The sequence below is a fragment of the Photobacterium arenosum genome, from assembly GCF_014841115.1.
Taxonomy (GTDB): Bacteria; Pseudomonadota; Gammaproteobacteria; order Enterobacterales; family Vibrionaceae; genus Photobacterium; species Photobacterium arenosum.
On sequence record NZ_JACYTP010000001.1, the window covers coordinates 220,320 to 243,529 of the forward strand.

22 protein-coding genes are annotated in these 23,210 nt (G+C 48.8%); 8 read left to right on the forward strand and 14 right to left on the reverse strand.

The window, feature by feature from the left end; genetic code table 11:
- The first annotated feature begins 74 nt into the window (after positions 1-74).
- Together IFO68_RS00980 and IFO68_RS00985 are read left to right on the forward strand one after the other, a co-directional pair.
- Positions 75-1,421: a glutamine synthetase family protein gene (locus tag IFO68_RS00980; RefSeq protein WP_192013855.1), complete on the forward strand. Its 1,347-nt coding sequence runs from the start codon at positions 75-77 to the stop codon at positions 1,419-1,421.
- Between the two features lie 26 nt (positions 1,422-1,447).
- Positions 1,448-2,923 carry a Na+/H+ antiporter NhaC family protein gene (locus IFO68_RS00985; RefSeq protein ID WP_192013856.1) on the forward strand — a complete coding sequence of 492 codons (1,476 nt, stop codon included), beginning with the start codon at positions 1,448-1,450 and terminating at the stop codon, positions 2,921-2,923.
- Between the two features lie 95 nt (positions 2,924-3,018).
- Here IFO68_RS00985 and IFO68_RS00990 read toward each other — a convergent pair whose 3' ends face one another.
- Positions 3,019-6,195 carry an efflux RND transporter permease subunit gene (locus tag IFO68_RS00990; protein ID WP_192013858.1) on the reverse strand — a complete coding sequence of 1,059 codons (3,177 nt, stop codon included), beginning with the start codon at positions 6,193-6,195 and terminating at the stop codon, positions 3,019-3,021.
- Between the two features lie 2 nt (positions 6,196-6,197).
- Positions 6,198-7,319, reverse strand: a complete 1,122-nt coding sequence (locus IFO68_RS00995; protein ID WP_192013860.1) for an efflux RND transporter periplasmic adaptor subunit — start codon at positions 7,317-7,319, stop codon at positions 6,198-6,200.
- A 545-nt stretch (positions 7,320-7,864) separates the two neighbouring features.
- Between IFO68_RS00995 and IFO68_RS01000 the strand changes: the two genes are divergently transcribed.
- From IFO68_RS01000 to IFO68_RS01015, 4 genes are all read left to right on the forward strand, one after another.
- Positions 7,865-8,545: a DUF4336 domain-containing protein gene (locus tag IFO68_RS01000; protein ID WP_192013862.1), complete on the forward strand. Its 681-nt coding sequence runs from the start codon at positions 7,865-7,867 to the stop codon at positions 8,543-8,545.
- A 177-nt stretch (positions 8,546-8,722) separates the two neighbouring features.
- Positions 8,723-9,775: a M14 family zinc carboxypeptidase gene (locus tag IFO68_RS01005; protein WP_336510240.1), complete on the forward strand. Its 1,053-nt coding sequence runs from the start codon at positions 8,723-8,725 to the stop codon at positions 9,773-9,775.
- Positions 9,772-10,560, forward strand: a complete 789-nt coding sequence (locus tag IFO68_RS01010; protein ID WP_192013864.1) for an alpha/beta fold hydrolase — start codon at positions 9,772-9,774, stop codon at positions 10,558-10,560. Before IFO68_RS01005 ends, IFO68_RS01010 begins: the two co-directional genes overlap by 4 nt.
- A gap of 216 nt (positions 10,561-10,776) precedes the next feature.
- On the forward strand, positions 10,777-11,331 hold the full coding sequence (locus IFO68_RS01015) for a hypothetical protein (RefSeq protein WP_192013866.1): 555 nt from the start codon (positions 10,777-10,779) through the stop codon (positions 11,329-11,331).
- 65 nt (positions 11,332-11,396) lie between these two features.
- On the opposite strand, the gene IFO68_RS01020 is transcribed toward IFO68_RS01015, so the two are convergent.
- From IFO68_RS01020 to IFO68_RS01045, 6 genes are all read right to left on the reverse strand, one after another.
- Positions 11,397-12,065, reverse strand: coding sequence for a CAP domain-containing protein (locus IFO68_RS01020; RefSeq protein ID WP_192013868.1), 669 nt, complete (start codon positions 12,063-12,065; stop codon positions 11,397-11,399).
- A gap of 416 nt (positions 12,066-12,481) precedes the next feature.
- On the reverse strand, positions 12,482-13,567 hold the full coding sequence (modC, locus tag IFO68_RS01025; RefSeq protein WP_192013870.1) for a molybdenum ABC transporter ATP-binding protein ModC: 1,086 nt from the start codon (positions 13,565-13,567) through the stop codon (positions 12,482-12,484).
- Positions 13,567-14,265 carry a molybdate ABC transporter permease subunit gene (modB, locus tag IFO68_RS01030; protein WP_192013872.1) on the reverse strand — a complete coding sequence of 233 codons (699 nt, stop codon included), beginning with the start codon at positions 14,263-14,265 and terminating at the stop codon, positions 13,567-13,569. Before modB ends, modC begins: the two co-directional genes overlap by 1 nt.
- 32 nt (positions 14,266-14,297) lie before the next feature.
- The gene (gene modA, locus IFO68_RS01035; RefSeq protein ID WP_192013874.1) at positions 14,298-15,059 is read right to left on the reverse strand and encodes a molybdate ABC transporter substrate-binding protein; all 762 of its coding nucleotides are present in this window, start codon (positions 15,057-15,059) and stop codon (positions 14,298-14,300) included.
- Between the two features lie 131 nt (positions 15,060-15,190).
- Positions 15,191-15,406, reverse strand: coding sequence for an alternative ribosome-rescue factor A (locus IFO68_RS01040; RefSeq protein ID WP_192013876.1), 216 nt, complete (start codon positions 15,404-15,406; stop codon positions 15,191-15,193).
- A 120-nt stretch (positions 15,407-15,526) separates the two neighbouring features.
- The gene (locus IFO68_RS01045) at positions 15,527-16,579 is read right to left on the reverse strand and encodes a serine hydrolase domain-containing protein (protein ID WP_237795923.1); all 1,053 of its coding nucleotides are present in this window, start codon (positions 16,577-16,579) and stop codon (positions 15,527-15,529) included.
- Positions 16,580-17,121: 542 nt separating this feature from the next.
- Here IFO68_RS01045 and IFO68_RS01050 point away from each other — a divergent pair.
- The gene (locus IFO68_RS01050; RefSeq protein ID WP_192013879.1) at positions 17,122-17,790 is read left to right on the forward strand and encodes a MaoC family dehydratase; all 669 of its coding nucleotides are present in this window, start codon (positions 17,122-17,124) and stop codon (positions 17,788-17,790) included.
- Positions 17,791-18,105: 315 nt separating this feature from the next.
- Entirely contained in the window at positions 18,106-18,582 is a 477-nt protein-coding gene (locus IFO68_RS01055; RefSeq protein WP_192013881.1) for a hypothetical protein, read from the forward strand.
- A gap of 46 nt (positions 18,583-18,628) precedes the next feature.
- Here IFO68_RS01055 and IFO68_RS01060 read toward each other — a convergent pair whose 3' ends face one another.
- The 6 genes from IFO68_RS01060 to IFO68_RS01085 all read right to left on the reverse strand — a co-directional run bounded on the left by IFO68_RS01060 (position 18,629) and on the right by IFO68_RS01085 (position 23,209).
- Positions 18,629-18,976 (reverse strand): hypothetical protein, encoded by a 348-nt coding sequence (locus tag IFO68_RS01060; RefSeq protein ID WP_192013883.1) that lies wholly within the window; start codon positions 18,974-18,976, stop codon positions 18,629-18,631.
- A gap of 169 nt (positions 18,977-19,145) precedes the next feature.
- On the reverse strand, positions 19,146-20,306 hold the full coding sequence (locus IFO68_RS01065) for a tetratricopeptide repeat protein (RefSeq protein ID WP_192013885.1): 1,161 nt from the start codon (positions 20,304-20,306) through the stop codon (positions 19,146-19,148).
- A complete protein-coding gene (locus IFO68_RS01070; protein WP_192013887.1) occupies positions 20,306-20,926 on the reverse strand; it encodes an energy transducer TonB in 621 nt (206 codons plus the stop codon). The genes IFO68_RS01065 and IFO68_RS01070 overlap by 1 nt, the downstream gene beginning before the upstream one ends.
- Positions 20,926-21,330: an ExbD/TolR family protein gene (locus IFO68_RS01075; protein WP_027251132.1), complete on the reverse strand. Its 405-nt coding sequence runs from the start codon at positions 21,328-21,330 to the stop codon at positions 20,926-20,928. The genes IFO68_RS01070 and IFO68_RS01075 overlap by 1 nt, the downstream gene beginning before the upstream one ends.
- Entirely contained in the window at positions 21,327-21,875 is a 549-nt protein-coding gene (locus IFO68_RS01080) for a MotA/TolQ/ExbB proton channel family protein (protein WP_192013889.1), read from the reverse strand. Before IFO68_RS01080 ends, IFO68_RS01075 begins: the two co-directional genes overlap by 4 nt.
- Positions 21,875-23,209, reverse strand: a complete 1,335-nt coding sequence (locus tag IFO68_RS01085; RefSeq protein ID WP_192013891.1) for a MotA/TolQ/ExbB proton channel family protein — start codon at positions 23,207-23,209, stop codon at positions 21,875-21,877. The genes IFO68_RS01080 and IFO68_RS01085 overlap by 1 nt, the downstream gene beginning before the upstream one ends.
- Position 23,210: the final 1 nt, after the last annotated feature.

The window sequence follows — 23,210 nt, forward strand, 5'->3', positions numbered from 1 at the left end:
ACACAATTATTGCCATTTGGCGTTCTTCTGTTAAATATAAGTTACAGGATGTATCCACACGAGGTGTTTCGTGAATGAACGGATTTAAAGAAGAAGTTAAAAATTTTAAACAAAAGTGGCCAGAGATCAGGTTCGTTGATTTGCTCTTTACCGACATCAACGCAACCCCGAGAGGCAAACGTATTCCAGTCGAAGCGGTTGAAAAAATAGAGAAAGGCGTTTACTTACCTCTCTCTACTATCTCGCTGAGCATTGAAGGGAATGTGGTTGAAGAAGCGGGACTCGGCGAGGCACTGGGTGAACCAGATCATATCTGTTACCCGGTTCCAGGCACATTGACCACCACCTTTAATCCTGAAGTCGGCCAGGTCATGCTGACCATGATGGATGAGTCAGGCAGCCAGCCGACAGACCTTTGTATCCGCTCTGTTCTGGTGAGCCTGCTTGAGCAGCTTCACCAACGCGAGCAGTTTCCGGTTGTCGCGATTGAGCTTGAGTTTTATCTGCTGGATAAAAACCGCGGGGTTAAGGGCGCTATCCAACCGCCTCTCAATCCCATCCACCATGACAGAGAGTACCGTTCAGATGTGTACAACGTAGAGAATCTTGATGATTATTCCGCGTTTTTACGCGATCTGAATGACGCTGCCGTTGCTCAGGAACTGAATACGTCAGGCGCACTGTCTGAATCGGCGCCTGGTCAGTTCGAGATCAACTTTAACCACCAGCAAGATGTTGTTAATGCTTGTGATCAGGTCATTCTGGCTAAGCGGTTAATTCGCCAGGTTGCTCAGGCCCATGATTTCGATGTCACTTTCATGGCTAAACCCTATGCTGACGAAGCCGGTAACGGCAAACACATGCATCTGAGCGTGGTAGATAAAGACGGCAAGAACCTGTTTTCCGATAAGGAAGGCGAAGCCAGCCCCTTCTATTACCAGACGCTGGCTGCCATGCTGGCCATGATGCCGGATTCCATGGCACTGCTTTGCCCTAACGTGAATTCATACCGCCGCTTCTCGGCTTCTATGTACACGCCCACCCATGCCAACTGGGGAGAAAACCACCGCGGGGTTGCACTCAGAATACCAATGAGTGACAGCCATAACCGCCGTATTGAACATCGTATCGCTGGAGCAGATGTCAACCCGTATGTGCTTGCTTCAGTGCTCTTGGCTGGCTTGCTTGCCAGCGAACGTTTTACTTTTGAGCAATGCCCACCACAACTGGCCGACAAGGCGGTAGAGTTACCTCTTCGCATGCCGGACGCACTAATAAAGCTTGCATCAAGCGAGCTAATGTCGATGTACCTACCGCAATCATTTATCTCGCTTTATCTAGCATGCAAGCAACGTGAACTGGCGGACTTTGAAAAAGCCGTCACGCCACTGGAAATTGAGTGGATGCTTCATTCAGCGTAACTGAAAGATAGGAAAGGAATTCTTGTATGACAGTGAAAACACCTGCATTAGATGCGCCGCAGAAGCCAAATGCGAAGAGCATGTCGGTTATTCTGGCAATTGCCGGGATCATCGGGACTTTTGCCATTATTGGTAACACCCATGAATCAGGAACGCCCTATGGCTGGTACAGTTTGTTACCGACCATTTTCGTTCTGGCCGTGGCGTTGTTAACTCACCGAACCGTCGAGGCCCTGTTCAGTGGCGCTATCGTCGGCCTGATTATGATAGATCCTCAGCAGATCGTCGGGAATGTCGTCGATGTGTCGATGACAGTCATGATGGATGAAACCATTGCCTGGCTGATTCTGGTCTGCGGCTTAATGGGCGGATTGATCACCATACTGGAAAAAGGCGGCAGTATCCTGAGTTTCAGTGAAGCTTTGGTCACTAAAGTCAAAAGCAAACGCCAGTCAATGGTACTGACTTTCGTGCTGGGTATTCTGGTCTTCATTGATGACTACCTGAATGCGATTGCGATTTCGTCATCGATGAAGCGCATTACAGACAGCTACAAAATCTCTCGTGAGAAACTGGCTTATCTGGTCGATTCCACCGCCGCACCGGTTTGTATCCTGCTGCCTATTTCCACCTGGGCTATATTCTTCAGCTCACTGCTGGAAGATAACGACATTGCCGCATCCGGCAAAGGGATCAGTGCCTATATTGATGCGATTCCCTATATGGCATACGGCTGGGTAACACTGCTGGTTGTGTTCCTGGTAGCCACTGGAAAAATCCCTGACCTGGGTGCGATGAAAGCGGCAGAGAAACGTGCACAGAATGGTCAGGTGCAGCCTGACGGTGGCGTTGACATTGCACTGGGTGAAGATGTGAAAGCGCATCCAAACTCAACCATTGGTGTACTGAACTTTGCCCTGCCTATGATAGTGCTGGTTGCCGCAAGCTGGTATTTCGATATTGATTTGCTGGCTGGTGTCTTCGTTGCCATGATTTTCACCATGTTCCTTTACGGCGTACAGCGTCTGATGCCGGTGAACACCATGTTTGAGGCTGTCTATGACGGTATCAAAATCATGATGTTACCTCTGGCAACTGTCATCGCCGGTTTCATGCTGAAAAACGTCAATGATCAGTTGGGTCTGACACAGTATGTTATTGAAACTGTTTCGCCTTACCTGTCGGCACAAATGTTCCCTGCAATCATCTTCCTTGTGATGGCCGCGCTGGTCTTTGCGACCGCCTCATCCTGGGGATTGTTTGCGGTAGCCATGCCGATTGTATTCCCGCTGGGTGCGCACCTGGGTGTACCAGTCTCTATCACTATCGGTGCGCTGTTGTCAGCGTCTGCGGCCGGCAGTCACTCATGCTTCTTCAGTGACTCCACGGTACTGTCTGCACAAGGCAGTGGCTGTACCGCTATGCAGCACGCCCTGACCCAAATCCCTTATGCACTGATTGGTATTGTTGCAACCGCAGTGTTCTTTCTGGTTATCGCCTGATAACCATGCAACACCCTAGCCCAAGAAAAACCGCCACCTTGAAAAAGGTGGCGGTTCTTTTTATGGTTCAGAACGGTACAGAACAGTTCAGATCGTTAACTGACTTTTTCCAGCGATTTCACCTCTTCATCATCAAGCATTGCTTCATCGATCAGATGCGGTGAATGCGTGCTTTTTGCTTTCTGTTTCTTACGCTGCTGACGATGCACGCCCAGCGCCAGCATACAAGGGGTTATCACCAGCGTCAGAACCGTTGCAAAGGCCAGCCCACCCGCCACGGCTGTGGCAAGTTGTGCCCACATTTGCGTAGACGGGGCGCCAAATTCCACTTTGCGCTGTATCAGATCCACATTCACCATCAGTACCATTGGCATCAAGCCTAAAATGGTGGTGACTGTGGTCATCATTACAGGACGTAAGCGCTGGGCGCCGGTGCGAAGAATCGCCTCAATCGGCTCCATGCCCTGGTTTCTGAGCACGTTATAGGTATCAATCAGAACGATATTGTTATTCACGACTATCCCGGCCAGCGAGATGATACCAATCCCTGACATCACTATGCCAAACGGCTGATTGAACACCAGCATCCCAAGCAGTACGCCGACCGTTGAGAACAGAACAGCTGTTAGGATCAGAAAAGCCTGATAGAAAGAATTAAACTGGGTGACCAGAATAATCGCCATCACAGCCATCGCAACCAGGAAGGCTTTACTCAGGAAAGCCGACGCTTTCTCCTGCTCTTCGTTTTCCCCTCGGAGCGTAATCTGGACCCTGGGATCCAGCCCCAGTTCGGGTAAACGCGCCATGACTTCAGGAATGACTTTACTCAGATTATAACCGGGCGCCATGTCAGCCGTTACCGACAGCGCCTGACGTCCATCCACTTTCTTGATGGTATCCAGCTTGTTGGCGGCTTCTAAAGTACTGAAGTTACTTAGCGGAATCTGCCCCTGCGCCGTTTTCAGCCGTAGCTCTTCAAGGCGGGTAATATGCCGGTACTGTTCCGGGAACCGCACACGGATATCCATTTCATCATCAACGTCATCAGCCCGGTATTCGCCGAGCGTTAACCCTGTTGTGACAAACTGGACATTATTTCCGACCAAAGTGGCATCTGCGCCAAACCGAGCGGCATCGGCCCGATCAACTTTTATCTGCCATTCGATACCCGGTTTAGGGCCGGTATCATCAATGTTGGTGAAGGCAGGGTTAGATTCCAGTTCCTTACGGACTTTCGCAACTGAGTCTTTCAGCAGTGCAGGAAAGCGTGAGCTTATTTGCAGGTTGACATCTTTATCGCCCGTTGGTGGCCCAGCCTGATCCTGCCGCACTTCAATTTCCAGCCCGGCAAGCCCGGCGGTGCGCTGCTTGATCTCTTCAATCGTTTCCGCCGCCGGACGTCTGTCTTGCCAGTCAATCAAGTTAACCCTAAGCATACCAATTCGGTCATCGCCTCCCGAGCGCGCATACAGGGTTTCTACCTCAGGTAGGTTCAATAGTTGGCGTTCCACCTCTTTGATCAGACGATCTTTCTCTTCAATAGATAAATCGCCCTGAGATCGAACAACGATATTAAACCCTTCCGGCTCCACCTCAGGGAAAAATTCCGTTCCGTTACCGGCTTTGCCATACAGCAGGATAACCGCCAGCGAAAACAACAACGCGCCGAATAATACCTTCCATGGCCGTTTGACCGCCGCTTTCAGTACCCGGACATAATGACCGGTGAAACCTGGCAGGTGCTCAATATCGCCCTCTTCGGCTTCAATCAGTTGCTGACGTTTTTCAGCAGAGATGGGCCGCGGCTTACCAAACAAGCCACCTAATGTCGGCACAAAAATCAATGCCATCGCCAAAGAGGCAACTAAGGTCATGATCAGCGTCAATGGCAGGAATTTCATGAACTCGCCCATGATACCCGGCCAGAAGAGTAAAGGGCCAAAAGCTGCCAGCGTCGTTGCTGTGGAGGCAATAATCGGCCAGGCCATACGCTTTGAGGCTTTTTTGTAGGCTTCATAGCGCGGCGTGCCTTCACTCATTTCGCGGTCGGCGTATTCAGTGACCACAATGGCACCGTCTACCAGCATACCAACGGCCATGATCAGAGCAAATAGCACTACCATGTTGACCGTATAACCCAGCACGGCCAATGCCAGAATCCCGGTGAGAAACGAGCCAGGGATGGCAATTCCCACCAGCAATGCCGTACGCGCACCAAGAATAGCGATAATCACAATGACCACCAGCAAAATGGCAGACAGCACGTTATTTTGCAGGTCGTTCAACATGGTTTTGACATGTTTTGACTGATCACCGGTGTAATCCACCGCGATGGTTGGCGGCCAGAATTCGCGCTCTTTTTCAATCAGTGCTTTCACACCTTCGACCGTCTGGATGATATTTTCACCAGGCCGCTTTTTGACTTCCAGCGATACCGCAGGCTTACCATTCACGCGCGCATAAGACTCAGCATCCTGAAACGTCCTGCGGACAGTAGCGACATCACCAAAGGTAATCACTTTATCGCCAGACACCTTAACCGGCATTTCCATGACATCTTTAATATTGTCGAAGACAGAAGGCAGCTTGATCGGAAAACGCCCCTGCCCGCTGTCGAGTGTACCTGCCGCCACAAGCCGGTTATTACGGGATATCAGGTTATAAATATCTTGCTGATCCAGGTCGTAGCTTTCCATCAGCAGCGGATCAACCAGAATCTCAATCATGTCTTCCCGATCCCCACCGATATCCACTTCCAGCACTTCCCGCATGCTTTCCAGCTTATCTTTAAGATCACGAGCGATGGTAATCAGTGCTCTTTCTGGCGCAGTGCCCGACAACATAACTGTGATGGCCGGGTTTTCAGAGGCCATAGTGACTTCATTAACCGTCGGCTCGTCTGTGCCGTCCGGCAATTTCGCCTTTGCCAGACTCACTTTCTCGCGCACATCCGCTAAGGCACTGTTGGTATCGGCCCCTGCCACAAATTCCAGTAACACCGAACCATGCCCTTCACTGGCGGTTGAGGTCATTTCTTTCACGCCATCTAAGCCGCGCAATTCCTTCTCCATGGGTCGCAGCAACAAGCGTTCAGCATCTTCCGGTGAAATACCGCTATGGGAAATCGAGACGTAAATAAAGGGAATGGTAATATCCGGTTCCGCTTCTTTAGGAATACTCTGGTAACTCATATACCCGGCAACCAAAAGAAGCAGCAGAATAAGGACAACGGTACGGGTACGATGCAATGCGGCATCTATCATCCCAAGCATTCTCAGTTCTCCATCCTGATAGCTTCAACACGATCACCCGGCCGGACGAAACCCTGACCAACGGTGATCACATCCACCACGCCTGAAAATCCGCCCAGCCAGGTACCGTCACCATCACTTTTCACGACACGCACCGGAGTAAAGACCACATGATCTTTCTCTACTGTTTTAACACCAAGATTCCCGGCCTCATCCAGAGCCAGTACGGCAGGCGTGACTTTAATGGCTTCCGTTTCTTCAATCGGTACCACCAGCTCAGCACTGGTCCCTGCCAGCAAGTGCAGCTCATCATTGTCGAAAGCGACCTCAATACGGAAAGTATTTGTGGTTTCATTTGCCACTTTCGAAAGGTAGCGAACCTTGCCTGTAGCAGCATGGTTTCCTGTCAATCTTGCCTCCGCTTCCTGGCCCAAACGAATATGCTGAATATCCGTTTCGGTGACATCAGCCCGGACAACCAGCGGATTGATATCCGCAATATTGCCGACCGGATCGCCCACCTGAACATAATCGCCTACTTCGACCATCCGCTCATTCAAGATACCGCTCAATGGTGCCCGGATGGTGGTTTTTTCCAGCTTCAGCGTCAAGGTTGCTATGGTCGTTTGCGCATCAACAAGGTCAGCTTCGGTTTGAGCTAACAGAACACGCCCCTGAAAGCCTTTTTCATTCAGTCGCTTCGCACCGTCGTATTCAATCTGCCGCTGTTTGAGCACGGCTTTCGCCCGCTTTAACTGCTCCGGCCAGTCATCCTGAGCCAGACGGGCAATGATTTGTCCTTCCTTCACTAACGAGCCACGCTGCGCAATCACATCAACGACTCGTCCAGCCACTTCGGCTTTGATTGTCGCCTGCCGGCTGGGTTCTGTTTTACCGTATAAGGTCAGACTACGAAATACCGGCTCGGCGGCGAAGGTGGTGATTCTGACTTTAGGTACCGGCGCCTTATCCTGAGACTGAACAGGCACACTGTTTTCATTACCCGGCGCCTGCATTGCTGTGCTGTCTTCCTGAGACTGACCACCAGATAGCATCCAGCCAAGAATCAGAACGGTAATACCAATGGCATATATATAAGGCCTGGCCGCCAACCACCGTAACACGGTGTGTAGTCCTCTCATCATATTCTCCTTTTTTATGACGAAACGTCACTAAACGCTACCACTCAAGTCTAATGCAATTTTTCTGGATTCATTTTGTTATTGGCCCATAAAATGAAACTGCAACTGTGAGCTTTAACATTTAAAAGTAACGAATAAATCAAGCTGAATTCTACTTATGTGTCTGTGAGATAAAAAGCAGAGCTTACTTGTTTCAACTGTATTGTTCTGAATATGTTAACTCTGATGAAAAACGGGATTTTTAACGTGTCTGCACTTAATGAATTAACCCATTTGCAATATACCTTATTCATAGTCGGTACACGCCTGTAGCAAGTCACATACCAAAAAATATTTATACTATAATTCAATAAGCTACAGAAAACCCAAACTCAGAGCATGGCGAGAACAACCAAAATCTGGCGAATTGTTTACTTTTTTATTCATGCTGTTATGCAATTCACCACATCAGCTGGGGTTAATTTATCTGTTGTTAACTCTATATATAAGCAGACTTTTCTCTGATACACTCCGCCGAAAATACAGGTGGTGCTTTAAGGAATAAAGCGATGATCGAATGGAGTAAAGATCGAATCTGGTATCAGGATATGCCGTGGAAACGTTATGGCGTGCCTGTTGGCTGCCGCATGACAGTGATACGGCTCAAAAATGATAATCTTCTTGTCCATTCCCCGGTTCAGCTCACTACTGATATTCAGCTCCGGTTAGCTAAACTTGGCCGTGTCACAGCCATAGTGACGCCTAACCTGAATCATCATCTCTTTTTGTCCGAGTGGTGGCTCGCCTACTCTCAGGCGACCTTTTTTGCCCCTCCGGGGCTTCAGTTCAAGCGCACAGATCTGGTTTTTGATGATGCACTGGGTGCTGAAACGCCTGCGCTGTGGCGAGGACAATTATTGCAGACGCTGTTAAGAGGCAGCGATCATGTTGAAGAAGTGGTGTTCTGCGATCCCGAATCACAAACACTGATCCTTGGCGATGCCATGGCCTGGCTGCGAAACAGCCACAACCCGGCCACCGTGGCCTTAGCCTTAGCCAATGGCTGCTATTTTCATCCGGCAATGCCACTCTACTGGCGTCATAGCTTCCACAACAAAACCCGGTTACGCCAGTCTTTACAGGAAATTCTGACCTGGCCATTTGACAGAATCCTGTTTGCCCATGGGCAAGTGATACCCGAGAACGGCAAACATATCTTTTCTCAGGCTTTTCGCTGGGCACTGGCCTAGAAAAATAACGCGCTCAGTTGCAATAAAGCTGTCAGCTTTTCACTCCACTATGAACCATGATAAGTGTATACCTAAACTACTTGATGATGCAGGTAGGCGGCAAGTGAATGAATGTAGCCAACACCGCTGCAGCTTCAAGTAGGACAGGTATAGTGATGATGAAAACAGGGATTCAATGTGACTATTACCGAGCGTTTGCCTGAACTGATACAACTTGAAGCACTGATTGAAAGCGAAGCGAAAATCAAGAACCGGATTAGCCTGCAAGCCAGTGAGTTAATCCGGTTACCTTTCCATGAGCAGCATCTCCCCATTTATGAGTGCCGTTTAGGCAATCCCGCCCCCGGCTTGCCCTGCCTGTTTCTGGTTGGCGGAGTGCATGGCCTTGAGCGCATTGGGACTCAGGTTTTGCTCTCTCTGCTGACCAGCCTGTGTCAGCGTCTGGCTTGGGATAATAACCTGCAACGCACGCTTGAGAACATGCAGATAGTGGCGATTCCGCTGCTTAATCCGGTGGGTATGGCCATGCAGCGCCGCTCGAACGCCAGACATGTTGATCTGATGCGCAATGCCCCTGTCGAAAGCCAGGAGCGTACAGCATGGCTGGTCGGTGGCCACAGAATCAGCCCTTGTCTGCCGTGGTACCGCGGTCCGGCAGGGCGTCCAATGGAAGCGGAAGCACAGCTGCTGGTTGATCAGGTGCTAAAGCAGACCCGGCAAAGCCCGTTTACCATGGCGCTGGATTGCCATTCTGGCTTCGGGCTCAGAGACAGAATCTGGTTCCCTTATGCCAAAAGTACCCGGCAGCCAGTCTCACGACTCGGCAGTCTGTTTCGGGTGCGGGAAATGTTTTTTCAGGCTTACCCTCATCAAAACTATGTGTTCGAGCCACAGACAAAACACTACACCTGCCACGGCGACTTGTGGGACTTTTTGTATGATGAAGCTGAAGCTCAGGGAAATCCGCTGCTACCGCTCACGCTGGAAATGGGCTCCTGGCTTTGGGTGAGAAAAAACCCGTTACAACTCTGGCATCCACTGGGGTTATTCCATCCCATTAAAAAGCACAGAGTACAACGGACACTCCGCAAGCATCTCGTTCTGTTAGACTTTCTGATAAATGCAACCGAAGCTTATACCAACTGGTTCAGTCACAACCAAGAGATGGCCGACTGGCACCAGGCAATGTTGCTCTGGTATTCATCAAACCTTCAGGATAACTGCTCATGACTCACTGCCAACGACCTATTATCCTTTTGCGGGGATTACTTCGCGAGCAAAGGCACTGGGGCAATTTCACCCAACAGCTAAGGTCGCATTTTCCTTTCCGAAAGGTGATCGCTTTGGATCTGGCCGGTAACGGTCAACGGTTTCTGGAGACATCACCCTCCACCGTCAGTGCCATGGTTGATGACCTCCATCAGCAGTTACATTTTTTGCATGCCCGCGAACTCGACACGGAAAATAAAATAGAAGCAGGTACCTATGATCTGCTGGCGATTTCTATGGGAGGGATGATTGCGCTTGAGTGGGCAAGATTGTACCCGGAGGAAGTGAAGTCGCTGGTACTGCTCAATACCAGTGATGGCAAACAATCCCCCTTTTATAAACGATTACGGTGGCGGCAGTACCCCAATATCATCAGGTTGCTGATGAGCAAACCCAAAGAGCAGGAAAAACACATTCTTCATATGACCTCAAACATGTACCCCGGAGATCCTGACATACTGAAAACATGGATTCGATGGCGCAAAGAGTGTCCTATCCAAAGGAGTAATCTGTTCCGGCAACTGAACGCCGCAATGACTTTCAGATATAAAGATGTTCCGGATAAACCCGTATTACTGCTTGCTTCGCAACATGACGAGCTGGTCGATGTTTCTTGCAGCCGAACGCTTGCCCACCACTGGCAGTGCCCTATACACATTCACCCCAGTGCCGGCCATGACTTACCACTTGATGACCCCGACTGGGTGTGCCGTTACTCACTGGCATTCTGGCAGAATGCAAAATGAAACCAGATTGCATAAAGCCAGCTTGATTGCGAAGTTTACTCAGCAGCCAGTTTGTTCAGCTCATTGTAAAGCCACACACTTCTTGGTTGTAACAAGAAGAAGTCCGTGACGTCTCAGTGTTGATACGTCACAAAAGAAGCGTTACCGATATTCTCAAAGATGACATTGCATACGTTGAGATTTATGCAGGTGCATAATCATCGTAGGAGAATTTTCATGTCTTACAATCGCAGTATTTTCATCACATCTGTTACCGCTCTGAGCCTGGTATTACTGCAGGGCTGCAGTTCCGGTGACGACGAAACCAGCACACAAGCCCCCACCGCCTCGCCCATCGATAAAACGATGAACATCTATTTACCGGCAAGAACGGATAAAAAACCCAACACTAAAAATCCGGTTTTCCAGTTCACCAATGTGGCCTATTTCCGCGAAAATTTAGAGTATGACAACCCGGCTCAGTTTACGATTTTTGATGATGGCACTTGGGAATATTATGCCGAGCGTATTATCAACAACAAAGTGACAGGCGGCGAAGACAATTCTGGTGGCGCATGGATCCAGACTTTTTATGTGAAATACTACAGTGACTGGGATCAGTATAAAAAAACCTGTGCCGGTTCTATTCTTCATTCCAACAACTATGATTTAGCCACAGCCAAATACAATGTTGAGCTAAGAAATTATAAACAAAGCGGCTTGGATAATGTGCTAAAACAAAAACTTCCTCAGATTCGCTGTATTGATGCTTATCAGCAATGGCATCAATAACATCCTCTGATAGCGCTAAACTTTGCCCGGCAACCACCAGGCAAAGTTTGGCTTAAGCTCTGAGCTTACTTAGGCGAGGCAAACACCTGGGTCCAGTAAATGCCGTAGGTACTGCCTGAGTTGGTATCAGAAGCTGCGCCCATCTGCGTGAAACTGCCGTTCATGATATTTCTGCAATGCCCAGGACTTTCTAACCAGCCTTGCATCACAGCAGATACCGTCTTCTGGCCTGCCGCAATATTCTCACCTACGGTTTTCCAGCTGTAACCCTGTGCTGTTACACGCTGACTCGGTGATGAGCCATCCAAACCGGTATGACTGAAATAGTCATAATTGGCCATATCGCTCGAGTGCAGGAATGCCGTTTGTTCTAAAGTGGAATCCCATGTCAGAGGAGCAACTGCCGGCATCCAGGTTCCGCCACAGTCCTGGCCCTGTGCCCGTGCAGCATTCACCGCTGCCAGCATTTCATCAGCCATAGATTGATTTGAGCTGCCAGAGCCGGTTTGATCTGAGCCGCCTGTATTTGAGCCAGTGCCGGTTCCGTCGGAGCCAGAGCCTGTGCTTCCGCCTGTCGTTTGATCACCACCGCCGGTCGTTGGTCGCTCAGAAGAGCCACCATTAGATACTGAAGAGCCGTTATGAGAAGTAGAGCTGTCACCTGAACCGCCGTCTGAACCGCCACACCCGACAAGGGCAAACATAGATAAAATCAATACTGTAAGAATTCGCATGGGTACATCCACTTAATAATAATAAGATCCTGATTTATAACGCAGAGGCCAGAACAATCAGTAGCCAGGGATAAGTCTCTGCAATGTGCAACCTTTACAGCTGCAAAGATAAAATCAGCCAACAACGGGAGAGGAATATACTGACTGCAAACATCTGCTAGCAATAGCTGACGTTTAAAAAATGCGCATCCTGACAATCATTTGACACAAAAATTTGCCAGTTTTTGAGCACAAGGCAGAACTTAATCTCAACGAAACAAGCAGATAAACCACCCGTACATTGTTCAAAATTCACACAGAAGGATTAGGTTGTTTTTTGTTCGATTTTAACAAAAATCACACACAGTGACATTGATGCAAGCAAGATATCAACAAGGAGAATGAGAAGAAGGTTAGGACACCAAGGATCTGGCCACTCAGGCCAAATCCTGCTGGCTGAGGCTTACGCCTTTGATTTGCGCATACAGGTTATCGCCGACATGGAGGTGCAGTTCATCTGCTGCCCAGGGCGTGATATTGGCCGTCAGGATTGACGTGCCAACAGCTAAACGGAGCACCACGATATCAGAGTGATATTTATGCTGCTCTATGCCTTCGACGGTCGCGGGCAACACATTCCGTATACTGGTCTGCGCGGGTTTGATTCGGGTGACGGAAATGTCATTCGCGTGAATTCTCACCCTGACCATTTCCCCGACTGGCCGGCGCACTCTGCTGACCCACAACGGCAGATCTGGCCCGATACAAAGCTGGGTCAACGGATAGGAAGGATGGTGTTCAGTTACTTTTAGCTGCAACACTGAGCTTTGTTCTCTGGCGCTGAGCCAGGGACGCATCACAGAGGAGGCCCACACATCTGTCAGTGCGCCATTTCCAATCACTTTCCCCTGATCCAGCACCACCATGTGATCTGCCAGGCGAAGTATCTCATCCAGGCTGTGACTGACATAAAGCACAGGAATACTGACACTTTTAGCTAACGATTCCAGATAAGGCATCAGCTCTTGCTTGCGCGGTAAATCCAGCGAGGCTAAGGGCTCATCCATCAACAACATATCGGGTTTACTCAGTAACGCGCGGCCAATGGCAACACGCTGCTTCTCTCCGCCAGATAAACTGGCAGGATAACGACCTAATAAATGCGATATATCCAGAAGTTGAACGACTTCACTGAACAGTTCCGGGTCTGGTTTGCTGTGGTTTCCGTAAAGCAGATTACCTCTCACCTTATAATGCGGAAACAATCTGGCATCCTGAAAAACATACCCAATACGGCGCTTTTCCGGTGGTAAATCAATGCCCTGCCAAGTATCACAAAGCACATGCTTGCCAAATGCGATGTGGCCTTCATCCGGCTTACTTAACCCGCTGACGATATTAATAAAAGAGGTTTTTCCTGCACCAGAACGGCCAAAAATGGCAATGATACCCGATTCGGGTAAGCGCAAGTCGACATCCAGTCGCATTTGTCCAAGTTGCTTGACAAAGTTCAACTCTAACATCAGTTACCCAGCCTGTTTCGCGCTATACGAGCCAGCCACTCTGCGATTACCAGAGACAGCAAAGCAATAATAATGGCAATCACGCACAAGCGGGCAGCTTCCACTTCGGCCCCCGGTGTCTCTATGAATGAAAACATAGCCAGAGGGATAGTTTGCGTTTCGCCCGGTATATTCGAGACAAAGGTGATGGTTGCGCCGAATTCGCCCAACGCCCGGGCGAAGGCAAGTACGGTACCGGTAAGTATACCGGGTAACATAAGCGGTAATGTGATGGTAAAAAAGACTTTAACCGGACTGGCCCCGAGCGTGCGGGCCGCCTGCTCCAGTTTAGGATCAACATTTTCCAGCGCAAGCCGTATTGCTCTTACCATTAACGGAAAAGCCACCACAGCGACAGCCAGAACAGCACCACGCCAGCTAAACCCAAACGTGATGCCAAACCAATCGTACAGATAAGCGCCAATCATACCCTGGCGCCCCATCATGACTAACAGCAAGTAGCCGACCACGACAGGAGGAAGAACCAGCGGCAAATGTACCAGGCCATCTAACAGGGATTTGCCCCAAAACTGCCCTCTTGCCAGCAACCAGGCACAGCCAATTCCTGCCGGCAGACTGACAATCACAGCAGTGAATGCGACTTTCAAACTCAGCTGCAGTGCGGTGACTTCGTAGTCGGTTAAGGTAAAGGTATCCATGGGAAAATTCAGAATGACACACTTCCCGTTGGTTAATTGACTGAAAAGCCGTAGCGTTCGAACACTTCGGTTGCATCAGACGACTGCAGGTAATCATAAAATCCCTGTGCCGCTTTCGATGGGGCCTGCCGGGTTAGCGCAACCGGATAGGTGATGGGCTGATGGCTTCGCTCAGGGAACTGGGCAACAATTTTGACGTCTTGTGCTACCTGAGCATCTGTCTGGTAAACAATACCAAACTTCGCTTCCTGTCTTTCCACCAACAAAAGCGCAGCACGAACATTGTTTGCTCTCGCCAGCAAAGGTTCTGCCCGCTGCCAGAGCCCCAGAGACTCCAGGGCCTCTTTGGCATAAATGCCTGCCGGTACATGATTCGGATCGCCAACAACCAGTCGGCTGCCATTCAATGTCTTCGTGATGTCCCACGAGGCATTTAGCGGTACTGAATTCACCGATTCAGATTTATGCGTAACCAAGACTAATCGATTATGTAGTAAATCTTTGCGTGATTCGCTATTGATCACTTTCTGCTCTGCCGCATAATCCATCCATTTTGTATTTGCTGATAAATACAAATCTGCTGGTGCACCTTGAGCTAACTGGCGGGCAAGCGTTGACGACGAGGCAAACGAGAGTACAACCTCATTGCCACTGGCATGCTCATAACTTTCCGCCAATTCATTCAACGCATTGGTGAGCGAAGACGCAGCAAAAACCAGCACTTTTTCCTGTGCAGTAGCCTGAGGCAGGTTAAACAGACACAGAGAAAATAACACGAACCAAAGCTTTTTCATTACCAGACTCCATTCCAATCAATGAGTCAGAGATAGTAAATTGCAAGACTATACCTGACAATTATTTTCTGACCTTTAAGTCAGAAAATAAAAAATTACCAAAAAAAGAGCCCTGGGCAATCATGCTTACACTAAGCAGCGATTGGCCAGGACTCTCGCCCGCCGTGTTTTGCTTTGCGCTGAAAACTGCCTTTGCCTTTTCGGGCTTTTTCAACTCTGCTGCGGAAAACTTTACTGGTGACGACGGCTTTAAGGGCATTGTCCATGATTGTTCCGCGACCATGATCAGTTTCAAAACCAGTATTTGTGGCCTGCTCTGTGTGCTGGCAGCACTTTTTCTTTGCCATTATATGCTCCTTGGTTAATCAGTAATTACCGGCAAATTTCAAGCGAAGTGTACGCCTGACAGTTAAAAATACAAGAGATTGCCAAGATAAATTTTAGTCATCAGATTTCAAAAAAGCGCTTTAATTTCCTGACGTTGCTACTTCACCGCCAGAAACACCGGGGTCAATATACTGTTTATACAAATCCAGGAATTCTAATACGACTTCTCTTGCCACGTCTGTTTCGCAATTGGTCAAAAAAACCATGCCTGTCTGAGTGATCGGGTTAAAAACCATTTCTGTTCTTATCCCTTTGACCCAGCCACCGTGATGAACAAAGCCGGTAATCCCCTGATAGTCAAATGTTCGCCACCCTAAACCGTAATACACATTACTCAGCTTCGCCCGGTACCGATACTGATTAGCCCTTATCAATGGCTTATGTAACAAAGTTAGGTTGTCTTCACTGAGGACTTCAGGATATTGGCCAAACTGAGCCAGCATCCACTGCGCAAGATCCTGTGCGCTGGCATTGACACCAGCCGCCGCTGGTACGCCATAATAGTAAGGAGCAGGTTTAACTGCCGCATAGCCTGACTTGGTTCTGACATGCGGGACAACCCTGTCATCGGCATTCAGAAAGCGCTCCAGGCCAAAGGTTGCACTGTGCATATGAAGCGGAATAAAAATATGCTCTGTCACAAACTGGCTGTATTCCATGCCAGATGCCAGTGAAATCATGTCAGCACTCAGGTTATAAACAATGTTCTGGTAGCCGTAACATTCACCGGGATCGCAAACAAACTTTACCCGGTTTAATATCGAAAGAATCCGCTGATAACTCACATCATTTTCAAGCAGATCAGAGTACGCCTGAGGCACCAGACCTGTGGTATGCGACAAGACATTTCGCAACGTGACGACTTTACCTAAATCCGGATCGCTGAATTTAACATCTTCAAGATACGGGATAACATGTGTATCCCATTCAATCAAACCACGGTCAACCAGCAGCGCCGTTGCGGCTGAAGCAAAAGTTTTAGAAATGGATGCCAGAGGAAACACAGTGGCAGAATCTATTTTTTTAGCGCCCCCCACCTTCGTGACACCGTAACCACGTAATAAGCGGATCTCACCATTGACGAGTACAGCCAGTGACGCGCCAGGGATTGAGCTTGTCACGGCTTGATTCACAAATTTATCCAGCGCAAAAACAATTTCATCACCAGGGGCTGCACATGCACCCCGAATGCCTAAGACGAAAATACAGCACCACAACCAGGTTCGACAGCACACAATCCCACCTGACACCCTCTCCCCTGCACAAGCAGGTAATAGGGTAGGTATAATCTAAGAAGTTAAAAACAGGTATCAATCGCACACTATTCACTTCTTTTTCCTGCGACAATCTATAATCACAGGTATGACGAAAGGGCTGTTACCATCAGCCAGATTAACTGTCACTGAGCAATCGACACCAGAAGCTGTAGCCATGAAGTTAGCTGTACTCAAGACGTATCTTCACATCGCAACAAGGTGACCAATATCACACTTTGATGGTAAAGTATGATTTGACGCACACTTTACAGTGACGGCATCAATTTGATTTATAATAATGAGCACTCATCCGATGAGTTATTTGGGATCAAGGGCACATTTTAATCCTGCTGCTGCTAAGCCAGGATTCAATATGCCGCCTCAATCATACTAAGAAAAAACGATAAAGGTTGGTAAGCATGAAAGTGGTCGACTTTCTCAAACAGAAAAGTGAAATCTTGGCCAAGCACCCATTTGAGCTGAAAGACTGGCTGTCGCCGTCAATTCGTGACTATTGGATTGAATTCCTGAACAAGGCACATGTCACAGGTTGGGCTAAAGCTGAGAATATTGCCTCAAATGGCGAATCTGTACAGAAAACGGCAGCTATCGAGATCCATCCTGAAGCCGCCAAACTAATGGAAGAACTGCTCGCATCGCTGGGTGAAGAGATTCACGTGGGTAACTGGCTGATTGTCGATCAGGATCGTATTAACCGATTTGCCGATGTCACGGATGATCATCAGTGGATCCACACGGATCCGGAACGCGCTGAGCTTGAGTCACCTTTTAAAACAACAATTGCGCACGGATTTCTTACGCTGTCGCTGCTCTCTGTGCTGACAGATAGCGTCGATCCCAACAACCAGAAATTTCCTACCGCAAAAATGACCGTTAACTACGGTTTAAATCAGGTACGTTTCCCCTACCCGGTTAAAGAAGGTAGCCGGGTGCGAGCCCGTACAAAAATCCAGTCTGTCACGCCTGTAAAACGTGGATTGGAAATTGTGCAGGAAATTTCCGTAGAAATCGAAGGATGCCGCCGCCCTGGCTGCGTAGCAGAATCAGTCGTTCGGCTGTATTTCTGATCGATATCTCATGCCTTAACGCTCAAACTTTCACTCAGTTTGAGCGGTAAGGCACAAGACCGCCGTTTTTCCTTTCAGAAGCCAACGCCAGACAGTGACAAGGCCGCAATGCGGACAGTACCCCCTGCTTACATTGACACATGCCTATTTCGTATATTCCCTTAATATCAGGGGCTTTTTGTTGTCCAAGATCCCAACCTTAAACTCTATCAGTTTAATTCACGTGCTATTTCCAGTTTGATGTTCGTCAGTTTGTTTGGCTATTCACGTATGAATGGCATCCCATATTGGGACTGATTTTTAGGGAGAGTCACTATGATTAAATCCAACCCGTTTACTGACACTGACAGGGATCGCGCTGCTATCTGGGATATGCTTGTCACGCGTGACATCAAAGCTTACTGCGAGGCAGACTGGTCACAAGTGGCCGAAGACTTCATTGAAGATGAGTTTTATGCCATCAATGCCAACAAGTCAGATAACCCGGCAGCGTGGACTTTCGCTTTTTCCTCTCTGGCAGACTACCAGGAAGAGTGGCTGCGTCAGGCAATGCTCGCGCAGGAAACTGTGTACAGCGAACCGTTAGAGCTGGCGGTTCATGCTGCAACCAGCTTGAATGAAATTACCATAGAGAATGGACGAGCGATTGCCCGTAAACAATTTTGCGGCAGTATCCAGCGTGCTGATGGCGGTGCTGATGAACTGCTATGGCAGTCACTCTACTACCTTAAACGCACAAATACAGGCTGGAAAATCTGTGGCTTTACCGGTTACCTGCCGTATTCCGCATAATTTATCCCCCAGCGCTTTAGCTGCCCGCTGCGAAGCGGGTAGCTTCTCAGTTAAATACCGATAATAAAATGCAGGCAAATAAAGGAAATAGTCCCGATAAAAAGAAGGTAAAGCCAAAATGGTAGTTTGCTTTAATGTCTCTTTGCTTACCTGCTTCTATCTCATGATCCGACAACATTGATGCCGCTTTGATAGCAGCTCGATCACCATCAAAAGATTGGCTCTCTTTGCCACCATTCCAGACAATGCCAGCCAGTGCCCATTGAAGTGCGAACATATAAAACAGAACATCACCACTAACACTGAATGGCTGCTCGAAAAATTTATGGCCAACCCATACCGCACCAGCTGCCAGTAAATTACTCAGCAATACGTATTTCAGAAAATTCAGCATCTTCTCATTAAATTATGCGACATAAAAAACGGTTTATTTCGTGCGAGCCCACTTTAATGACTTTGTATTAATATGCAAGTACACACATTTGAGTTGGACTGAATTTCAGATGCTCAGCAACAAAAAACGACGCAATGCGCCGTTTCATCTCTGCGGTCATTGCTTGAACTTAACTTTCCATATCACGCAATTGATTCAGATACTTAATCCAGCTTTGTGAAGCCTTTGACGATTGTAAATTATCTGCTTTCTTCGCATGCACAATCGCCTGTTCAAGGTTTTGTAATTTGTAATAGGCGCGCACTTTAGCCAGCTCAATATCCGCTTGCTTACCTTTGATCTGTAATTTATCCAGTTCATTGAGCGCAAGTTGATAGTGGCCTTCCTGTAATAAAAGCGTCGAAAGCTGCCAGCGATACTGCGCATCTAACTCAACGACTTTTCGCCACGTTTCTATCGCCTGCTCCCACTCTTTCGCCATTTGCCAGTAGGTTGCCTGAGAAATCAATAAATCAAGATTACTGTCGCTGTTTTCCAATGAAGCAAAAATGCGAGCAGCTTTCTCAGGAATCCCCTCCTGGGCGTAAAGCTGGCCCAGAGTTTTCAGATCCTGCTGAGATAAGGCGACTCCCTGGCGTTTTGCCAACGCTAACGTTTCAATCGCCTGTTTTCTTCTCTCCAACCGCATTTCAATGCCCGCCAGTTGTCGCCACCACACGACTTTTTGCGGCTCCAGTGTAATAAGGCTATTTAAGGTTGGGAGCGCTGACTTATACTGCTGGAGCTGTAACTGAGCACCCAACTTTAGTGATAAGGGTTGCACTTCTTTTTGTTTATGAACACGCTCATACTGCTGAATAGCTGACAGCACCGAACGCCATTCTTCAAGCTGATAATTGGCCTGGGCGATTCTCAGCCAGAGCTCATCGGCTTTTTCAGTTGCGGGAATCGACTTACTGAGTTGATAGTAATAGTTGAGTGCTTTTTGATATTGCGCCTGGGATAACAATATATCGGCCAGCATACGTTGTGTGGATCTCAGATACTCGTCATCAAGCTGCCCGCTTTCAATGGCCTGAGCCAACCGCTGAATAGATAAAGCCGGCTTGCCGTCCTGCCAGTAATACACACCCAGCATACGGTTAACAAACGCTTTATCATAGGCACGGGAAATATCCATCTCCCTGAGCAAGACAATGGCTGCACTGACCTTGTCTTCCAATTGAAGCTTCTGTGCCTGCTGCACTTTGCCGGCGGTATACTGAGACAGTTGTGCCGACAGCGCGACAGGCGCAAACAAGATCGCCACTATAAAAGCTAATGTTTTCATCACTTACTCAGATTAAATTCCACTTTTACTTGCTGACCATGCTGGGATAGCGCTTTACCACCTTCAATCTTTGGTTGGTATTTCCAATTCTTTAAAGCACGTATCGCTTCACGGTCAAATACACGATTAGGCTGCGCGTCAACAATCTTGATATCTGTTGGCCTGCCTTGCGGGTCAATCGTAAACGACAGCACCACATACCCTTCAATGCTTCTTTTTAAAGCCCGGGCAGGATATTTGGGCTCAACGCGATAGAGCGGCATGGCCTGCTGATCCCGTCCCACATCTGAAACGGCCGGCAAGCTGATTGCCAGGCCTTTCACGGAAGCATCCATAGCAATTGATGGCATAGTAGGTGAAACCAAAGGCGTCACGGCGCTTGCCTGGGCACTTTTCGGTATGGCCTGCGGTGGCGGCTCAGGTGTTTCCGGTTTCTCAGGTACTGTGCGTTGCCGACGCTGCGCTTCACGCTCCTGCTCAACCATCACCATGTTAAACGCCAGCGATTCTTTTGCTTCCGGCAACTGACTGTTACCGTCATCAACCATCCAGGCCATAAAAGTAAACAAGCCACCCGTAATCAGCAGTGCTAACGGAGCAGCTACTATGAGCCTGAACATCAGCGCTTCTCCGCCGCCAAGGCAATATTTTTGACTCCGGCGCCTTTGGCTGCATCCATGACTTTTACCACAGTACCACTGTAGGCGTGCTCATCAGCCTGAATAACCAGAGAGGCATCAGGCTGATCGAGCAGCAAGGTTTCCAGTGTTGCCTGTACGCGTTCAACATCCACAACACGCTTATCGATATACACATCGTTTGCCGAAGTAATCGCCACAAAGATGCCTGCATCTTTCTGACTGACCACATTGCTGGCTTGGGGACGATTCACTTCAACGCCGGACTCACGAACAAAAGAGCTGGTCACGATGAAAAAAATCAACATGATAAACACGATATCCAGCATAGAAGTCAGATCAATCTGGGCTTCTTCCCGAGCGACGGATGGGCGACTTAACCTCATCGTTGACTCCTCATCAATTTTTCTAGTTTTTGCTCTCGCATCTTGCACGCTTTTGCAAGACGGGCATGAATAAACATGCCTGCCAGTGCGGCAACCATACCCGCCATTGTTGGCAATGTAGCGAGCGAGATACCCGAAGCCATCAGTTTTGGCTGGCTGCTGCCCTGGTTGGCCATGACATCAAATACTGAGATCATTCCGGTCACTGTTCCCAGCAGTCCCAGCATCGGACAAATAGCCACCAGGACTTTAATCACATTCAGATTCTGAGATAAGGCAAGATGCGCTTCACTGAGCCAGCCGGATCGTATGGCATGAGCATACCAGGAGGTTTGATCTTCTCTGGCGTACCACATTGCCAGCCACCGCTGCTTTTGCTTGGGATAAGTGAACACCAGATACAGCAGACGCTCAGCGACCAGCAACCAGGAGAACAACACCACAACGGCAAGCCACCACAGTATTTGTCCTCCCTGTTGCATGAACTGCTGCAGGGAGATCCACCAGGTTTCGGCAAATTCGCTACTGAACAGTGTCACATCCATTACGCAGTGCTTCCTGTTTTCTCAGCTTCTGCTGCGACAAGACTGATCCCCTGCTTCTCAAGAATGCTTCGGATCGCATCTGCCTGCGCACTCAGCAGATTATGTGCAAGCAGTAAAGGCATTGCTGATACCAGGCCCAATACGGTTGTCACCAGTGCCATGGATATCCCTCCCGCCATCACTTTAGGATCGCCATTACCAAACTGAGTAATCACCTGGAAGGTTTCAATCATACCGGTGACTGTTCCTAGCAGGCCCAGCATAGGTGCCAGCGCCGCGAGAAGTTTCAGCATGGATAAACCACGTTCCAGCCCCTGCTGTTCATCGACAATGGTTTCCAGTAGTCGCAATTCCAAGGCTTCAACAGAGCGTTTTTGATCGGTGTCGTAAACACTCAGAACACGACCAAGTGGATTGTTGCCCGGGTTTTCTGGTTTCTTCAGCTGGGCATTAATTTGCTGGCGGATCCAGATCAACTTGCAGCCACGGTACAGAGCGATGATGATGCCGATCGCCAACAGTCCAAGAATAATTTTACCCACCACCCCGCCCTGGGAGAGGCGTTCTGTCAGGGAGGGGGCATGCGCCAACTGCTCCAGCATTTTGCCGCGAGACGGGTCAACAACAGCCATTTGCAAACCTGCTTGCTGTAACGACGCTATCTGACTGGCTACCGGGCCATTTTCTGGCTGCTTCAAATACGGTGTCGCCACTTGGCGAATGCCATTCCAGGCCAGATAACCCTGTTCACCAATCAAACCAATGCTGCCAAGACGGTAAGCATCCACAGTGGATTGATACCCTTCTCCATTGATATAAGAGACAGAGACTTTGCGCATTTCCGAGCTGGCCAAGATTTGCTCGTTCATTCCCTGCCACAGCCCGTTCAGCTGCTTAAGCGAAGGCAGTGCCTTAGCGTCAACGATATCGTTTACAACAGCGGTATACTGATGACGATCAGCGCTGGTGACTGACGTTTCCAGCTCCGCTTGCAAGTCTTTGGCCGTCTGGCGAACCACGCCAAACAATTCGCCCAAACTGCCAGACTCAAGCCTTAACTCTTCTTCCAGTTGAGCCAGCGATTTTTCATTTGTACTAAAAGTGCTGCTCAGGTTATCAATCTCTGTATTCAGCGATTCACGCGTTGCCAACAGCGCATCTTTTTGTGCACGTATTTCTGCTTCTGTTTGCTTAAACCCAGCTTCGCGGGTTTGATTGTGGGCTTGCTCGGATTTTTGTTCCTGCCGGGTCTTTTCCACCAGGCCATCAACAGCCAGTACGGAAGTCGACACTGAAAACAGGGTAAGCGCGAGTGCTAACGTTTTAAGTTTCATA